Annotated in this window: 16 protein-coding genes; 10 read left to right on the plus strand and 6 right to left on the minus strand. The window is 41.6% G+C overall.

The window, feature by feature from the left end; translation table 11 throughout:
• Nucleotides 1-2 precede the first annotated feature (2 nt).
• Entirely contained in the window at nucleotides 3-1100 is a 1098-nt protein-coding gene (locus BFM96_RS06760; RefSeq protein ID WP_068992012.1) for an NAD(P)/FAD-dependent oxidoreductase, read from the plus strand.
• A 1-nt stretch (nucleotide 1101) separates the two neighbouring features.
• Nucleotides 1102-1572, plus strand: coding sequence for an 8-oxo-dGTP diphosphatase (locus tag BFM96_RS06765; RefSeq protein ID WP_068992015.1), 471 nt, complete (start codon nucleotides 1102-1104; stop codon nucleotides 1570-1572).
• Between the two features lie 460 nt (nucleotides 1573-2032).
• On the opposite strand, the gene BFM96_RS06770 is transcribed toward BFM96_RS06765, so the two are convergent.
• Both BFM96_RS06770 and BFM96_RS06775 read right to left on the minus strand, forming a co-directional pair.
• The gene (locus BFM96_RS06770) at nucleotides 2033-2773 is read right to left on the minus strand and encodes an amino acid ABC transporter ATP-binding protein (protein WP_068992020.1); all 741 of its coding nucleotides are present in this window, start codon (nucleotides 2771-2773) and stop codon (nucleotides 2033-2035) included.
• Nucleotides 2773-4944, minus strand: coding sequence for an ABC transporter substrate-binding protein/permease (locus BFM96_RS06775; RefSeq protein WP_068992023.1), 2172 nt, complete (start codon nucleotides 4942-4944; stop codon nucleotides 2773-2775). Before BFM96_RS06775 ends, BFM96_RS06770 begins: the two co-directional genes overlap by 1 nt.
• A 159-nt stretch (nucleotides 4945-5103) precedes the next feature.
• Between BFM96_RS06775 and uvrB the strand changes: the two genes are divergently transcribed.
• The 8 genes from uvrB (at nucleotide 5104) to BFM96_RS06815 (ending at nucleotide 13164) form a co-directional block, all read left to right on the plus strand.
• A complete protein-coding gene (gene uvrB / locus BFM96_RS06780) occupies nucleotides 5104-7092 on the plus strand; it encodes an excinuclease ABC subunit UvrB (protein WP_068992026.1) in 1989 nt (662 codons plus the stop codon).
• A gap of 322 nt (nucleotides 7093-7414) precedes the next feature.
• On the plus strand, nucleotides 7415-8167 hold the full coding sequence (locus BFM96_RS06785; RefSeq protein WP_068992028.1) for an ABC transporter ATP-binding protein: 753 nt from the start codon (nucleotides 7415-7417) through the stop codon (nucleotides 8165-8167).
• A complete protein-coding gene (locus BFM96_RS06790) occupies nucleotides 8148-9788 on the plus strand; it encodes a hypothetical protein (RefSeq protein WP_068992033.1) in 1641 nt (546 codons plus the stop codon). Before BFM96_RS06785 ends, BFM96_RS06790 begins: the two co-directional genes overlap by 20 nt.
• Nucleotides 9789-9916: 128 nt before the next feature.
• A complete protein-coding gene (gene hprK / locus BFM96_RS06795; RefSeq protein ID WP_068992035.1) occupies nucleotides 9917-10849 on the plus strand; it encodes an HPr(Ser) kinase/phosphatase in 933 nt (310 codons plus the stop codon).
• Nucleotides 10846-11619 (plus strand): prolipoprotein diacylglyceryl transferase, encoded by a 774-nt coding sequence (gene lgt, locus BFM96_RS06800; protein ID WP_068992037.1) that lies wholly within the window; start codon nucleotides 10846-10848, stop codon nucleotides 11617-11619. The genes hprK and lgt overlap by 4 nt, the downstream gene beginning before the upstream one ends.
• A gap of 17 nt (nucleotides 11620-11636) precedes the next feature.
• Nucleotides 11637-12026, plus strand: a complete 390-nt coding sequence (locus tag BFM96_RS06805) for a DUF948 domain-containing protein (protein ID WP_068992044.1) — start codon at nucleotides 11637-11639, stop codon at nucleotides 12024-12026.
• Between the two features lie 17 nt (nucleotides 12027-12043).
• Nucleotides 12044-12496, plus strand: coding sequence for a YtxH domain-containing protein (locus BFM96_RS06810; RefSeq protein ID WP_068992046.1), 453 nt, complete (start codon nucleotides 12044-12046; stop codon nucleotides 12494-12496).
• Nucleotides 12497-12510: 14 nt separating this feature from the next.
• A complete protein-coding gene (locus tag BFM96_RS06815) occupies nucleotides 12511-13164 on the plus strand; it encodes a CPBP family intramembrane glutamic endopeptidase (protein ID WP_068992047.1) in 654 nt (217 codons plus the stop codon).
• 139 nt (nucleotides 13165-13303) lie between these two features.
• On the opposite strand, the gene BFM96_RS06820 is transcribed toward BFM96_RS06815, so the two are convergent.
• Genes BFM96_RS06820 through BFM96_RS06835 form a run of 4 tightly spaced genes read right to left on the minus strand, consistent with a single transcriptional unit; the run spans nucleotide 13304 to nucleotide 15382 of the window.
• On the minus strand, nucleotides 13304-14656 hold the full coding sequence (locus BFM96_RS06820) for an IS66-like element short variant transposase (protein ID WP_068992048.1): 1353 nt from the start codon (nucleotides 14654-14656) through the stop codon (nucleotides 13304-13306).
• Entirely contained in the window at nucleotides 14610-14816 is a 207-nt protein-coding gene (locus BFM96_RS06825; RefSeq protein WP_068992051.1) for an IS66 family transposase, read from the minus strand. The genes BFM96_RS06820 and BFM96_RS06825 overlap by 47 nt, the downstream gene beginning before the upstream one ends.
• Before the next feature lie 49 nt (nucleotides 14817-14865).
• Entirely contained in the window at nucleotides 14866-15216 is a 351-nt protein-coding gene (tnpB, locus tag BFM96_RS06830; protein WP_068988960.1) for an IS66 family insertion sequence element accessory protein TnpB, read from the minus strand.
• Nucleotides 15197-15382, minus strand: a complete 186-nt coding sequence (locus BFM96_RS06835) for a hypothetical protein (RefSeq protein WP_068992055.1) — start codon at nucleotides 15380-15382, stop codon at nucleotides 15197-15199. The genes tnpB and BFM96_RS06835 overlap by 20 nt, the downstream gene beginning before the upstream one ends.
• Nucleotides 15383-15644 lie beyond the last annotated feature (262 nt).

Consider the following 15644-nt stretch of genomic DNA (forward strand, 5'->3'; position numbering starts at 1 on the left):
CTATGAAGAAAATTGCGATTATCGGAGCTGGGATTGTCGGTTCAACAACTGCCTACTATCTCGCTAAAGAAAATGCTTATGATATTACCGTTTTTGATGAGGGGCTTGGTCAGGCGACCAAGGCAGCGGCAGGCATTATCTGTCCTTGGTTTTCAAAGCGGCGCAACAAAGTCTGGTATAAGATGGCTCGTTTAGGAGCTGATTTTTATCAAAAATTAGTAGCTGATTTGGAAAATGATGGCTTCTCTGCTGATTTTTACCAACAATCAGGAGTTTATCTTCTCAAGAAACAAGAGGAGAAGTTAGCTGATTTATATGAGTTGGGAAAGACGAGACGGGCAGAATCTCCTTTGATTGGAGAGTTGAAAATCTTGCAAAAAGAAGAAGTAGAGAGAGTCTTTCCAGGCTTACAAGGGTTTGAAGCCTTGTTATATGCGAGTGGCGGAGCGCGTGTGGAAGGAAGTCAGCTGACTGAAAGTCTCTTGGTGGCAAGTGGGGTCAAAAGAGTTCATGAAAAGGTGAACCTAGAAGTGCTGTCAGACGGCTATCAAATAGCTGGTCAGCTGTTTGATAGTGTTGTTGTAGCAGCAGGTGCTTGGCTGAGTGAGATACTCGCACCCTTAGGGTATGACGTTGATGTGCGGCCGCAAAAAGGTCAATTACGGGATTACCAACTGCCAATCGAGACAGGTGCCTATCCAGTCCTGATGCCAGAAGGGGAGCTAGACATGATTCCTTTTGCTGGTGGAAAGGTGAGTGTCGGTGCTAGTCATGAAAATGACCGAGGGTTTGACCTTACACCTGATAGAGTGGTTTTAGAGACTTTGGAGCATGAAGCTCTGGGATATTATGCAGGTCTGAAGGAGGCGAGTTCGGTGTCTGAACGTGTCGGCATTCGAGCCTATACGAGCGATTTTTCTCCTTTTTATGGCTCTCTTCCTGAGGAGAAGAAGGTGTATGTTGCCAGTGGCTTAGGTTCTTCAGGTCTCACCACGGGACCTTTGATTGGCTATGAATTAGCACAAATGCTACAAGGGAAGTCAGGCTTGCTAGAGGCGGCAGACTATCCTGTCAGCAGATACATTCAAAAAAGAGGCTAACATGGTGGAAAGAATTTTAAATTATGTGAATATTTGTGTAAAAAAAGGCCATCGAGTGCTTTTGCTTAATCGCCAACATGATGAGTTTAAGGGATGGATTCAGCCTGGTGGTAAAGTTGAGTTTCCAGAATCTTTTTTTGAAGCAGCTAAGAGAGAATTAAAGGAAAAAACAGGATTAACAGCTCTAAATTTGCAACTCAAGGGCATTTCTGGTTTTACCAATCCTAAAAAAGCAGAGCGGTATGTGTACTATGATTTTCTGTGTGAAGGGTTTGAAGGAGAAATCTTGACCGAGTCTCGGGAAGGGGTGCCCAAATGGTGGGCAATAGAAGAACTTCCTAGCTTAGAAATGCAGGATGATATTAGAGAACGCCTGCCACTGTATTGGCGAGCGGGGTCTTTTGAGCGTATTCACTACTGGGATGAAGAACGAGGCTGTATCGCAGAAACCAAGACAATTTTGTATGATTGACCTAGATGCCCTCTTTCAGGAAGTATGGAGCTTGTAAAGCTGCTCGTATTGCTGAGAATGAGCCTAGAAAATGAAGAATTCAACCTAACTTATGTCAAGTACTAGTGATACTCAATGAAAATCAAAATTAACATCTTTCTACTTTCTTAGATGGTTTGGATGTAAACTACCTGTGTTCTATGCTTATTCATCTTATTTACTGGAAATGTATCTTATTTACCTCACTTAGCTTGCTCGATTTTATAGAACAAATAAATAATTATAGATAAGAAAGCTATTTTTGAACTTACATGCGTATAAGTTTCAATTCTTGCTTAGAAAAAATCCGTCTGGAATAAGTTCCAAACGGATTTTTTGTATGGTATACTCATCAAAAACCAAAATCTGACGTTGTTACTTCCCCTTGTTTCAACAGTCAAGCAAACTGTTGAGGGTGATAGATTTTGATTGTTATAGCGTATTAAACATTTAAGACCTTGTCTAAGAAATCTTTTAGACGTGGGTGTTGAGGGTTATCAAAGATTTGATCAGGAGTTCCGTCTTCAAGGAATTCACCGTCTGCTGTAAAGATAACACGGTTGGCAACCTGACGGGCAAAGCCCATCTCGTGGGTGACGATAATCATGGTCATTCCCTGCTGAGCTAGTTCCTTCATGACATTGAGAACATCGCCGACCATTTCAGGATCAAGAGCAGATGTCGGCTCATCAAAGAGCATAATGTCGGGATTCATGGCAAGTCCTCGTGCAATGGCCACCCGTTGTTTTTGCCCGCCTGAAAGGCTATCTGGCATAGCATTGGCCTTGTCTGCTAGTCCGACTTTTTCGAGCAACTCCATTCCAATCTTATCGGCCTCTGCTTGGTTGTAGCGTTTATGCTCGACCGGTGCAAAGGTGATATTTTCTAAAACAGTCATGTGAGGAAAGAGATTGAAGTGCTGAAAGACCATTCCAATATCTTCACGGACGACATCGACATTGGTTGATTTTTCTGTCAAATCATAGCCGTTGACCGTGATATGTCCACTTGTGACATTTTCAAGGAGATTGAGGCTTCGTAAAAATGTGGATTTTCCAGAACCAGATGGTCCGATGATGCAGACCACATCGCCTTCGTAGAATTTTGTTGTAATGCCTTTTAAGACTTCGTTTTCCCCATAATACTTGTGCAAATCATTGACATCAATTTTTAATTTTGCCATTATTTAATCCTCTTTTCTAAGCGTTTTGCAAGTCTAGTCAAGAGCGTGATAATGATTAGGTAGAAGACTGCAAGAATCGCATACATTTTGAAACTTTGGTAGTTTCGTGCGATGATAATCTTCCCTGTTTGGAAGAGTTCTACCAGACCAATCGCAGAGACAATCGTTGTATCCTTCAAAGCAATGACGAATTGGTTGACAAAGTTTGGCAACATAATCTTGGTTGCTTGTGGTAGGATAATCTTTCTCATGGTCTTTGTATAAGAAATACCCAGACTTCGGCTCGCTTCCATTTGTCCGGCTGGTACGGCTTGAATTCCTCCGCGGACGATTTCAGCAATATAGGCACCGGCATTGAGTGAGAGGGCAATGGTTCCTGCGACAAAGTCATTGATAGGACTTTGTTGGCCAGTCATGGATTCGATGAGGTTTGGAATTCCCCAGAAGATGAAGGCTGCAAGAATCATGAGTGGAATGCCTCGGATTACATCGACAAAGATCTCAGAAAGAACACGGAGTGCTTTGATAGGACTCACGCTGAACATTCCAAAGATAATACCGATAACGATGGCAATGGCAAAGGATACGAGAGCTAGGGCTAAGGTAACTCCAAGTCCGCTCAAGAGTTGTTTGTAGTTGTTTTTAAGCAATCCTAGAATAGTTGTCTCATCTACGGTTTCTGTTTCAGAAACAGCATCTTTGGCGAGGTATTTATCGAGGATTTCTTGGTATTTTCCACTTGCTTTAAGGTTGGCAAGTCCGTTGTTGAACATTTCGATGAGTTCGGGATTGCTTCCTTTTTTGACTGCGAAAGCCATATCTCCAATAGGAGTACCAGCGATTGGAGTTTTGAGAGCTTGCCCTTGGCTAATCGAATATTTGACGACCGGTTCATCATCCATAACTGCAACGACTGAACCAGCGTTTAGGCTGTCATACATGGCAGAGGCTTCAGCAAAGGTCTTGATTTTATAGCCATATTTTTCTTGATTTTCCGTGAGGAAGGTTTGGGAAGCAGTTCCATTTTTGACACCAACGGTTTTCCCCTTCAAATCTTCATAAGAAGCAATCTTGCTATTGTCTTTTACAGCTAAGATAGCATTTGAAGTATAGTAAGGTTCTGAAAAGTCAAAGGTTTCTTTTCGAGCATCGGTCACAGACATTCCTGCAATCATCCCGTCTGCTTGTCCAGACTGGATGGCGTTTAGGGCGGCGTCAAAGCCAGGATTGCTCGTCTCAATTGTAAATCCTTGATCCTTGGCAATAGCCTTGATCAAGTCCATATCAATCCCTATGTATTGGTTGTTATCGTTTTGGAAGACGAAAGGTGCGAAGGAAGAATCGCTGACAATGGTGTATTTAGCCTTGACAGGCGTTGCCTTTTGACCAGCTGGAGTGGTGGTCTCTGGAGTAAGGTTTGCTGCTTCAGTGCTAGATGAGGTCCATTTGCTGATGATTTGCTCGAGGCTACCATCTTTTTTCATTTGTGCAAGGGCCTCGTTGAACTCGCTCACCAAGTACTCATATTTACTTCCTTTTTTCACGCCAAAAGCAAAGCTACCTACGGCTTCGCCATCCATGTCAATCTTTAGGTCTTGCCCTTTGTTGATGGCATATTCGATGACTGGTTTATCGTCCATAACAGCGTCAATAGCTCCAGCTGATAGACTGTTATACATCAAATCACCTGTATCAAAGGTCTTGATGGTAAAGCCGTACTGATCCTTGATTTTTTCTAGAAAACGTTGGGAAGCAGTTCCATTTTTGACACCAACTGTTTTTCCACGGAGTTGTTCGTAGGTACTAATGGTGTTTGCCTTGGTTGTTGCAATGACAACCTTGGTATCATAGTAGGTGTCTGACATGGTGAAGACTTTTTCACGTTCTTTGGTCTTGGTCATCCCTGCCATGATAGCGTCAGCCTGTCCTGCTTGAACAGCATTGACAGCAGCATCGAAGCCTGGGAAGGTCATGTCGATGGTCCATCTTTTTAGCTCAGCAACTTTGTTGATGATATCAACGTCAATTCCTTTATAAATTTGATCGGAATCTTTAAATTCAAATGGGGCATAAGCGGTGTCCGAAACGATTTTAATCGTGTCAGCATTTATACTCCCCATAGTCCATATTGGGAATAAAAATAGCAAAAATGCTAGTATTTTTTTCTTCATGGTTGTCTCCTTCTCTAATAGATGTTAACGATTATAGCAAAATTTTGTGTATTTGGCAAATTTTAACATCTGTCATGTTAGAAGATATGACATAATGATTTAGTGATAAAAAATGACGCTGAGGAAAACTTGTGATAAAATAGAAGAAAGAGGTAGAATATGATTGATAGAAGTACCAATAATCAGTTTAAGTTAGTATCCAAGTATCAACCGTCTGGGGACCAGCCGCAAGCGATTGAAACCTTAGTGGACAATATTGAAGGTGGAGAAAAGGCGCAGATTTTATTAGGGGCAACAGGGACTGGTAAAACCTACACCATGAGCCAAGTTATTGCTCGGGTCAATAAACCAACCCTAGTCATTGCCCACAACAAGACCTTGGCAGGGCAGTTGTATGGTGAGTTCAAGGAATTTTTCCCTGAAAATGCAGTGGAATACTTTGTATCCTACTATGATTATTATCAGCCAGAAGCCTATGTCCCTTCAAGCGATACCTATATTGAAAAGGATAGCTCGGTCAACGATGAGATTGATAAACTCCGCCATTCTGCAACCTCTGCCCTCCTAGAGCGTAATGATGTGATTGTAGTTGCTTCCGTATCCTGTATCTATGGTTTGGGATCGCCCAAGGAATACGCAGACAGCGTGGTTAGTTTACGGCCTGGACTTGAAATTTCACGGGATAAATTGCTCAATGACCTAGTGGATATTCAGTTTGAACGCAATGATATTGACTTTCAACGTGGTCGTTTTCGTGTTCGAGGTGATGTTGTTGAAGTTTTCCCAGCCAGTCGAGATGAGCATGCTTTTCGAGTGGAATTTTTCGGAGATGAAATCGACCGGATTCGTGAAATCGAAGCTCTGACAGGTCAGGTCTTGGGAGAAGTAGACCATTTAGCCATTTTCCCAGCCACTCACTTTGTGACCAGTGATGATTATATGGAAACAGCCATCGCTAAAATCCAAGCAGAGCTGGCAGAACAACTTGAACTCTTTGAAAAAGAAGGAAAACTCCTTGAAGCGCAACGCCTCAAGCAGAGAACAGAGTACGATATTGAAATGCTCCGAGAAATGGGCTACACCAATGGCGTGGAAAACTATTCTCGGCACATGGATGGCCGTAGTGAAGGTGAGCCGCCTTATACCCTACTTGATTTCTTCCCAGATGATTTTCTGATTATGATTGATGAGAGCCACATGACTATGGGGCAGATAAAAGGCATGTATAATGGTGACCGTTCTCGTAAGGAAATGCTAGTTAATTATGGTTTTCGCTTACCGAGTGCCCTTGACAATCGTCCGCTTCGCCGTGAGGAATTTGAAAGTCATGTTCATCAGATTGTCTACGTGTCTGCGACACCAGGAGATTACGAAAATGAACAGACAGATACCATTGTCGAGCAAATCATTCGTCCAACAGGGCTTCTTGATCCAGAAGTGGAAGTTCGTCCAACCATGGGACAAATGGATGATTTATTAGAGGAAATTACGATCCGAGCCGAAAAAGGGGAGCGTACCTTTATCACCACTTTGACCAAGAAAATGGCTGAAGACTTGACCGACTATCTCAAAGAAATGGGGGTCAAGGTCAAGTACATGCACAGTGATATTAAGACCCTTGAACGAACGGAGATTATTCGTGACCTGCGTTTGGGAGTTTTTGATGTCCTCATCGGAATCAACTTATTGCGGGAAGGAATTGATGTACCAGAGGTTAGTCTGGTTGCGATTTTGGATGCAGATAAGGAAGGATTTTTACGCAATGAGCGTGGATTGATCCAGACCATTGGACGTGCGGCCCGAAATAGCGAGGGGCATGTCATCATGTATGCGGATAAGATCACAGACTCCATGCAGAGAGCCATGGATGAAACGGCTCGCCGTCGCCAGATTCAAATGGAGTACAATGAAAAACATGGCATTATTCCACAGACAATCAAGAAGGAAATCCGTGATTTAATCAGCGTAACGAAAAGCGTTCTGCCTGATAAGGAAGAAACCGTGGATATTGAAAGTCTCAATAAGCAAGAACGCCGTGAGATGATAAAGAAACTAGAAGGACAAATGCAAGAAGCAGCAGAATTGCTTGACTTCGAACTTGCCGCCCAAATCCGCGATATGATTTTGGAAATCAAGGCCTTGGATTGAAGTAGTTGATAAGAGAGGGCTGAATTCTAAATTTTGGAAAAGTCTGACTTGCCACATGCTCTCCTTGGCATGGATTGTCTGAAGTGGTTTGTGTGTTTCCAAAGCCTGTAAATATTACCGATAAAAAAGTTCAAAAAGTTTGAACTTTTTTTGTATTTTCATAGAAAAATTTGGTATAATAACTGTAAAATAAAAAATCACATAGAAATCTTAGCCAAGAAAGCTAAGTGACTATGTTGCTGTTCTGGTCAAAATGGGCACAGGTCTGTCTTCATTAGAGAGATGAGAGATGCCACAGGTGAGATAGAAAAGGAGAATTCAGATGATTGAATTTAGAGATGTGACCAAGGTTTACGATACAAAGATTGCCCTTAATCAGCTCAATCTAACCATCAATAGTGGGGAGATTGTCGGCTTGATTGGCCACAATGGGGCTGGAAAGTCCACGACGATTAAGTCGTTGGTCAGTGTTTTGAATCCGACGAGAGGACAGATTTTCGTTGATGGACAAGAACTGGCAGAAAACCGTTTGGCTATTAAAAAGAAGATAGGCTATGTAGCGGATTCTCCTGATCTTTTCTTGCGTTTGACAGCCAATGAATTTTGGGAGATGGTGGCAACAGCCTATGATATGGAAGAGGTGACGGTGAAAGGACGCTTGGAGAGTCTTCTTGCTACGTTTGACTTTGCGAGCCACCGGTATGAGGTCATCGAGTCCTTCTCTCATGGAATGCGGCAAAAGGTGTTTGTCATCGGGGCTCTCTTGTCAGATCCCGATATTTGGGTGTTGGATGAGCCTTTGACAGGGCTCGATCCGCAGGCTGCCTTTGATCTCAAGCAGATGATGCGAGAGCATGCAGACAAGGGAAATTCCGTCCTCTTTTCAACCCATGTCTTGGAAGTCGCTGAGCAATTGTGCGATCGCTTAGCCATCCTGAAAAAAGGAGAATTGATCTTTTTTGGAACCCTTGAAGAATTAAAGGGGCAACATCCAGAAAAAACGCTTGAAAGTGTCTATTTAGATTTGGCTGGTCGAAGAGAAGAGGTGAGCGAAGATGCGTCTGAAAGCCATTAAAACTCTAACGAGAATGAACATTCTTTATGCTACATCAGCGAATAATCTTAATCAATATCGAAAGAAACAAGCCAAGAATCCGACCAAACCCATCAATCCGGCAAAAAAATTGATTGTGACCTACCTACTTGTCGGAATTCTTTATCTCTTTATCTTTGGAATGCAAGCAGCTGTCTTTCCCTTGGTCAAACAAGAGGGGCTTTTTACCAATTTGCTGGGGATGTTTTATCTGTATGTCTTTTCTCAAGGATTTTTATCCTTTTACAATGTTTTTTATGAGAGCAAAGACTTACAGTCTTATCGTCCCTACGCTTTTAGTGAAGCAGAGATTATGGCTGGTAAAGGAGTATCTGTCCTTCTTCCTTGCTTAATCGGTATTTTCCCGATTTTGGCTTATGTTATCGGCCTTCAATTTCAGGTTGGACATCCTATTTGGTTGGCTTGTATCATTTTTCTTTTGACAACTATCTTGATTTTCAGCAATTTAACTGCCCTTCTCTTGGTTGGCGTGCATTTTGTCACAAAGACGAATGTCTTTCGCCAGCACAAGCAAATCTTGTCTAATCTCTTGATTACATTGGCGAGTTTGATTGGATTTGGAGCGATTATCTTTGTCAATTCAGTTGGTACAAAGGTTAGTGAAAATGGAGAAATTTGGGATGTATCTTCTTATTTTCCCTTTATGAAGCCCTTCCATGATTTTGGGGTGGATCCGTTTGCTCCAAAATCGCTTTTAGGAATGGGAGCCTGGCTTGCTGTTACAGCCTTTTTGGGACTGGTGATTTATAAGAAGGTCTTACCAGAGTTCTACGAATCAGCCCTCCAAACAACTACGACTGTGAATAAGGTCAAGAAAAGTAAAGCTTTGGCTCTCAATGGAATCAAGGATTTTCCAAGCTTTGTCTGGCGTTATCAGCTCAACTTGATTAGCGACGGTTCCGTCTTTATTCAGGCCGTCTTGATGCCAAGTGTCACTCCTTACATTTTCTTTCTTCCTGCACTGATAAGTGGAAATGTGTTACATTCGCAGATGTTTACTTCCATTTTATCTCTCCGCTATGGTGTAACCTTTATTCTCCTTGCTGTTTTCATCGCGAGTATGAATGTTGGGGGTGTTAATCTGACAGCTATTGGCTTGTCCCTAGAGCGTGAAAATTATGAGTATCTCAAAGTTCTGCCTTTTGACATGAAACGTTATATACGCCTCAAGTTTTGGTATTTGACGCTATTGCAATCAATCATTCCCTTGATCTTGCTCATCGTCCTTGGTTTTGTGATGAGACTGCCTTTCTCAGTGCTTCTGTTAATGCTGATTACGTGGGTAGTGACATCTCTAGGTTGGGGAGCGTGGGGGTATCAGCACGATAAACGTCACATGGTGACCAATTGGTCCAATATCACAGAACTTTCCAATCGTGGCAATAGTACCCTTAAAATGATTTTAGGAATGGTTGGATTTATGATTTATTTAGTGGTAACCATTTTTTCAGCATTTATCCTGTATCAATTGCCAGAGTATGTGGGCTATGTACTGACAGGACTTGTTTTTCTCCTTGTAGCAGGCTTATCTATTTGGGCTATGTGCTATTATTTGAAGAAATTAGCAGAGCTGGAAGAATAAAAGCAGGTGAGATTTCAGAGATGTTTCTTTGAAATCTCCTTTTTGCTTTTCAAACTGAAAATAAACCTCCTAATATCCGAAATAGTAAAAAATTTGCTATAATAGAAGGAGAAGAAAAGGGGGAAACGATGAGCGTTAAAGTCAAAGATTTATTGAAAAAAGTTCGCTTAAACTTAGTTTATGGGGACCCAGACATGTTGGAAAAAGAAGTAGTCACATCGGACATTGCACGGCCGGGGCTAGAAATGACGGGGTATTTTGATTATTATTCACCCGAGCGGATTCAGCTGATGGGAATGAAGGAGTGGTCTTATCTGACCAAAATGACTTCTCACAATCGCTACCAAGTCCTCTCCAAGATGTTTCAAGAGGATACGCCGGTCATGATTGTAGCTAGAAATTTGGAAATTCCAGAGGAAATGTTACAGGCTGCTAAGGAAAAACGAGTAGCTATCATGCGCAGTCATGTGCCAACTAGCCGCCTATCTGGAGAAATTTCAGCCTATTTGGATTCACGTTTGGCACCACGGACCAGTATCCACGGTGTTTTGATGGATATCTATGGGATGGGGGTTTTGATCCAGGGAGATAGCGGTATTGGAAAGAGCGAGACCGGTCTAGAACTTGTGAAACGAGGACACCGTTTGGTGGCTGATGACCGTGTGGATATCTACTCAAAGGATGAATCGACCTTGTGGGGAGAACCAGCTGAAATTTTAAGACACTTGCTAGAAATACGGGGGGTCGGAATTATTGATGTCATGAGCCTGTATGGGGCGAGTGCTGTTAAGGATTCTTCTCAGGTTCAGTTGGCGGTTTATTTGGAAAATTATGATACTTCTAAGACTTTTGATCGCTTGGGCAATAATGCAGAAGAATTTGAAGTGTCTGGTGTTTCCATTCCTCGCATTCGTATTCCAGTAAAAACTGGGCGTAATATCTCTGTTGTGATTGAAGCCGCAGCGATGAACTTTCGTGCCAAGGAAATGGGATTTGATGCGACCAAGACTTTTGAAGAACGCTTGACCAATCTCATTCGTGAAAATGAGGTGAAGAAATGATTGATCCTATCGCGATTCAGCTAGGTCCTTTGAGTATTCGTTGGTATGCCTTGTGCATTATTACAGGCCTGTTGATAGCTGTTTTTCTTGCCCAAAAAGAAGCATCACGGAAAAAAATTCTTCCAGATGATGTGGTGGACTTTATCCTTTTGGCCTTTCCCTTGGCTTTAGTAGGAGCACGACTTTACTATGTCATCTTTAGCTGGGACTATTATAGCCAGCATTTAGGGGAGATTGTTGAGATTTGGAATGGGGGCATTGCGATTTACGGCGGGCTATTGACTGGTGCCTTGGTCCTTTACCTCTTTTCCAAAAGAAAATGGATTAATCCCTTGGATTTTCTGGATATTGCAGCACCAGGTGTACTGCTTGCCCAGAGCTTAGGTCGATGGGGAAATTTTTTCAATCAAGAAGCGTATGGTGCAGTGGTGAAACATTTAGACTATTTGCCAGCTTTTATCCGCAATCAGATGTATATTGATGGTGCCTATCGCCAGCCGACTTTCTTATATGAATCTGTATGGAACCTTGTTGGTTTTGTCTTGATAATGACCGTGCGTCATCGACCACAGCTTCTAAAACGTGGAGAGATTACAGCGTTTTACCTAATCTGGTATGGATTTGGACGGCTCCTGATTGAAGGAATGCGAACAGATAGCCTGATGTTTGCCGGTTTACGTGTGTCTCAATGGTTATCCGCCATTTTAATCATGCTAGGCATCATCCTAATCCTTCACCAACGTCGCAAAAAAGATACCCCTTATTACTAAGAAGAATTGGAGAAAATATGTTAGAAATTGCGTATAGTTTAGTTGCAGTTGCCCTGGTGGCCTTGATTATTTATATCATTTTATTGGTCAAAAAAATTACCACTGTTTTAGATGAGGCTGAAAAAACAGTGCAAATCTTGACCAGTGATGTTAATGTCACCTTGTATCAAACCAATGAATTGTTGGCAAAAGTGAATGTCTTAGCCGATGACATTAATGGCAAGGTAGCGACAATCGATCCCCTCTTTGCTGCTGTTGCAGATCTGTCTGAGTCTGTTTCGGATTTAAATACTTCTGCTCGGCATTTGAGCCAAAAAGCGTCATCAGCAGGTAAAAATAGTATCAAAGCGAGTGCAGGCTTATCCGCACTTCGCATGGCTTCTAAAGTCTTTAAAAAGAAACATTAAGAAAGTAGGTTAGAAAAATGGGCAAATTATCATCCATTCTTTTAGGAACAATTTCAGGAGCAGCAGCGGCAGCTTTCTTGACCAGCAAAAAAGGAAAAGAAGTGACTGCAAAAGTAGCAGACTTTGTCAATGATGTCAAAGAAAATCCAGAAGACTTCAAAGCACAGGCAGCTGATACTTGGAATGACTTTTCGCAGCAAGCAGTTCAAACCATCTCAGAAACCAAAGAAAAGGTTGAAAATGGAGAAATTACAGGAGAAACTATCTTAGAATCAGTCAAAGAAACAACGAAACAAGTCCTTGATTTTTCTCAAGAAAAATTTGAGGAAATCAAAGAGAAAATGCAAGAAACCAAGAATTCTGATTTTGTTCAAGAAGTGCAGGAAGAAACAGAAGAATTGGCAGAGGAGCCAGAGGATACGGAAGACATTATCATTGAAATCGAATTAGAAGATGAGGAAATGACTTAAAAGGAGCTAGAGATATGAAAATAGTGAAGAATGTACTTCAAGTATGGGGACTAGTCTTATTGATACAATTACCAGTATTAGGAGAAATGGATTGGGGAGACTTAGAACCATCAAAATTTTCTTTACTATTTCATCTCTTGTATTGGGGAGTTAGTCTCAGCTTAATTTTCTGGGGAATCTATACTCTGCGAAAAAAAGCTTTACAGACTCGACATGAGCAAGTATCTACTCCAAATCAAAAGATTTCCTACCTTAAAATCATATTTTTAGTATTTCTTGCTATTGTTTTAGAAATTCTACTGAGCAATATTTTCCCCAGAGAAAAGAACTTTTCGAATGCTGTTAAATTGCATGACATTTTTTCTAACTATGGCTGGATGACGTTAATGACTTTAAATCTATTATCTCCTGCCTTGGAAGAGCTTGTTTTTAGAGGAATTTTCCAAGAAAAACTGTCTCATCACTATTCAAAAAGTATAGCTATCTTTTTTTCAACGGTTGTATTTGCCTTTTTGCATACCTATACCTTGGATACACATTTTTTTCAACATATAATCTCGGGGTTTTTATTTTCATGGCTATACAGTCAAACTGGAGATATTAAGAAATCTATTTTCGCTCATATTGCAAAAAATACACTCACAACGATTTTACATCTGTTTCTATGAATAAAAAGGGCTATCAGCTTAGTCCTTTTTGTGATAAAAAATCAAGTTCTATTTGAGATGCTACTGTTAATTTTTGTAACCGCTCCATAACGAGGTATATTGAAAAAGTTCCAAAGTCTTGCTTGACTCTGGAACTTTTCTATTTGCAGTTGTTCTGAATTCGTTCAGTCCACGGTAAATAAGCCTCTAGAACCTCCTTTTTTGCGAGTGACTCCTCGTTTGGAAGATGTTCCAGAAGATAAGTGATGTATTTCTCTGAATCAAGACCATGCCTCTTAGCTGTCTCCAGTAAACTCAGGATAATGGCAGTTGCTTTAGCTCCCTCAAAACTTTGGGAAAACAACCAATTTTTCCGTCCCATGACCAAGGACTTAATGGCGCGTTCTGTTACATTATTGGATAGAACCAAGCGGCCATCTTGAAGAACTGCCTTGAATAGTTCTTCATACTTAAGGCTATACTCTATCGCACGACCAAGTTTTGATCCAGGTAAAATAGATTGATTGCGGCACCAGTCGAAAAACTCATCCATCAAAGGGGCTAACTCTGCCTGGCGTTTATGTAGTCGCTCTTCAGTAGAGAGGTCAACCCAGTCATTCTCCAAGGCAAATAGACGGTCGCAATAGGCTAATCCCTTGGCACCCAAGGAAGTCCTGTCTGCCTTTTTAGGCGTCGCCTCGAAGAACTTTCTTCTGACATGAGCCCAACAACCAACTAGCTGAGCTTTGTCTAACTGCCTATATGCCGACCACATATCACAATGTACATAGCCTGTGTAATCTCCAAGAAACTCCTTCACAACCAAACCACTCCGCCCTTTATCGTGATGATAAAGAGTGATTCCCTGTTCCTCATGCTTCCCAGACAAGAAGGTCCAGTAGAAGGTCAACTGGCTATCATTTTCCAAGACCCTATAAGAAGTCTCATCCGCATGGAGAACAGGCTGTTCTAGTAATTTCTCGTGCAGAAGGTCATAAATCGGCTCGAAATAATACTGACTAGACTTGATGTGCCAGTTGGCGATTTCCTTCCGTGTGATGGGCAAGACAAGCTTGTTCCAATCCTCTTCCTGGCGGTAGTTGGGGACCTTCAGATTGAACTTCTGATGAATGGTGTGGGCAATAATGGAGGCTGACCCCAAGCTATGGGCCAGAGGTGCCTTAGGAACAGGAGCCTTGATAATTTTATCGCTAAGATTGTTCTCGCTACACGCCTGACACTTGTAAGCGTGTTGGACATGGTCAATTCGCTTCAATTGTGCAGGAATGAAGACCAACTCTTGCCGTTGGACGGTTGAACCAATTTCTTTCAACTGACCATGACAGTCTGGACAAGTGCAGTCTTCGCCTTTTAGTTCATGATGAACCATCTCCGGAGTAAACTGACTGAAAACAGCCTGACGAACTCCCTTGGTTTTCTTACGTTGATAGGTAATCGTTTCTGTGTCACCTGGGTAAGTCAGCGTCTTCTTCAGGAAGTGGTTCTTCTTCAAAGAGACTTAGCTGACCAGTTTGATGCACAACCTTCTCTGATGACTTGCCATAGAGCTTTTGTGTCAGATAAGCTACTTGTTCACGAAGGAGAGCAAGTTCATTTGTGAGTTGTTGGTTAACAGCTGCTTGTTGTTTAATAATGGCTAATAACTCTTCCATAGTCTCACCCTCCAGTTTTCTTTATTATACCGAAAAGAAAGCCATGATTTCAATAGAAATCACGACTTTTTGTAGATTTTATTTTAGGACTTATCGAAAATCCCTTCATCAGCCAGTCAACTTGCTCGGAAGTGAGGGCTTTGACCTCATGTTCATCATTAGGCCAAGTGAGTTTGCCGTTTTCAAATCGTTTGTAGAGTAGCCAAAAACCTTGTCCATCCCAATAAAGAGCTTTGAACCGATCTTTTCGTCCACCACAGAAGAGAAAGACTTGACCAGAAAAGGGATCTAATTCAAATTGACGTTTAACGAGATAAGCCAATGAATCAATCCCTTGACGCATATCGGTTTTTCCACAAACCAAGTAAACTTGTCCTAAATCACTGAGTCGGATGCTCATAAGCAAGTACCTTTTCTAAAATAGTTTCCAGTGTTTCTTGATGAAGAGATTGGAACAAGCTTAGTTCAACTTTTCCAATACGCATTTTCAGTGCCATCTTGCTTTTGGATTTATGAGGAAATCGACGAGATTGTGGTGTTTTCAAGGGAACAATAGGTTGTGACATCAAAATAGCCTCCAGTTCTGTTTTCTGATAACAGTATACTGGAGGAGTGGAAAATATCATAGACACCTCGTTATTGGGCGGTTACTAATTTTTAATAAGGGGTTTAGGGACGAAGTCACCATATATTCTTTCCTCACTCCTGTATTTTTAGGTTCGCACTCATCCTGGTTTGTCCCAAACTCTTACTCCCGCCCCGCAAGGTTGATTAGTTTCCACAACTCTCAATTGTGAAAGGTTGGAAAAAGATCTAGTAAAGAATTGT

Source organism: Streptococcus himalayensis (assembly GCF_001708305.1).
Lineage (GTDB): Bacteria > Bacillota > Bacilli > Lactobacillales > Streptococcaceae > Streptococcus > Streptococcus himalayensis.

Bases quoted from the DNA above. Each gene is read 5' to 3' on its own strand.
- BFM96_RS06765 (WP_068992015.1), top strand. From the start codon at position 1,102: ATGGTGGAAAGAATTTTAAATTATGTGAATATTTGTGTAAAAAAAGGC.
- BFM96_RS06815 (WP_068992047.1), top strand. From the start codon at position 12,511: ATGAAAATAGTGAAGAATGTACTTCAAGTATGGGGACTAGTCTTATTG.
- BFM96_RS06775 (WP_068992023.1), bottom strand. From the start codon at position 4,944: ATGAAGAAAAAAATACTAGCATTTTTGCTATTTTTATTCCCAATATGG.
- BFM96_RS06785 (WP_068992028.1), top strand. From the start codon at position 7,415: ATGATTGAATTTAGAGATGTGACCAAGGTTTACGATACAAAGATTGCC.
- hprK (WP_068992035.1), top strand. From the start codon at position 9,917: ATGAGCGTTAAAGTCAAAGATTTATTGAAAAAAGTTCGCTTAAACTTA.
- BFM96_RS06760 (WP_068992012.1), top strand. From the start codon at position 3: ATGAAGAAAATTGCGATTATCGGAGCTGGGATTGTCGGTTCAACAACT.
- BFM96_RS06835 (WP_068992055.1), bottom strand. From the start codon at position 15,382: ATGTCACAACCTATTGTTCCCTTGAAAACACCACAATCTCGTCGATTT.
- BFM96_RS06825 (WP_068992051.1), bottom strand. From the start codon at position 14,816: ATGGAAGAGTTATTAGCCATTATTAAACAACAAGCAGCTGTTAACCAA.
- uvrB (WP_068992026.1), top strand. From the start codon at position 5,104: ATGATTGATAGAAGTACCAATAATCAGTTTAAGTTAGTATCCAAGTAT.
- tnpB (WP_068988960.1), bottom strand. From the start codon at position 15,216: ATGAGCATCCGACTCAGTGATTTAGGACAAGTTTACTTGGTTTGTGGA.
- BFM96_RS06770 (WP_068992020.1), bottom strand. From the start codon at position 2,773: ATGGCAAAATTAAAAATTGATGTCAATGATTTGCACAAGTATTATGGG.
- lgt (WP_068992037.1), top strand. From the start codon at position 10,846: ATGATTGATCCTATCGCGATTCAGCTAGGTCCTTTGAGTATTCGTTGG.
- BFM96_RS06805 (WP_068992044.1), top strand. From the start codon at position 11,637: ATGTTAGAAATTGCGTATAGTTTAGTTGCAGTTGCCCTGGTGGCCTTG.
- BFM96_RS06790 (WP_068992033.1), top strand. From the start codon at position 8,148: ATGCGTCTGAAAGCCATTAAAACTCTAACGAGAATGAACATTCTTTAT.
- BFM96_RS06810 (WP_068992046.1), top strand. From the start codon at position 12,044: ATGGGCAAATTATCATCCATTCTTTTAGGAACAATTTCAGGAGCAGCA.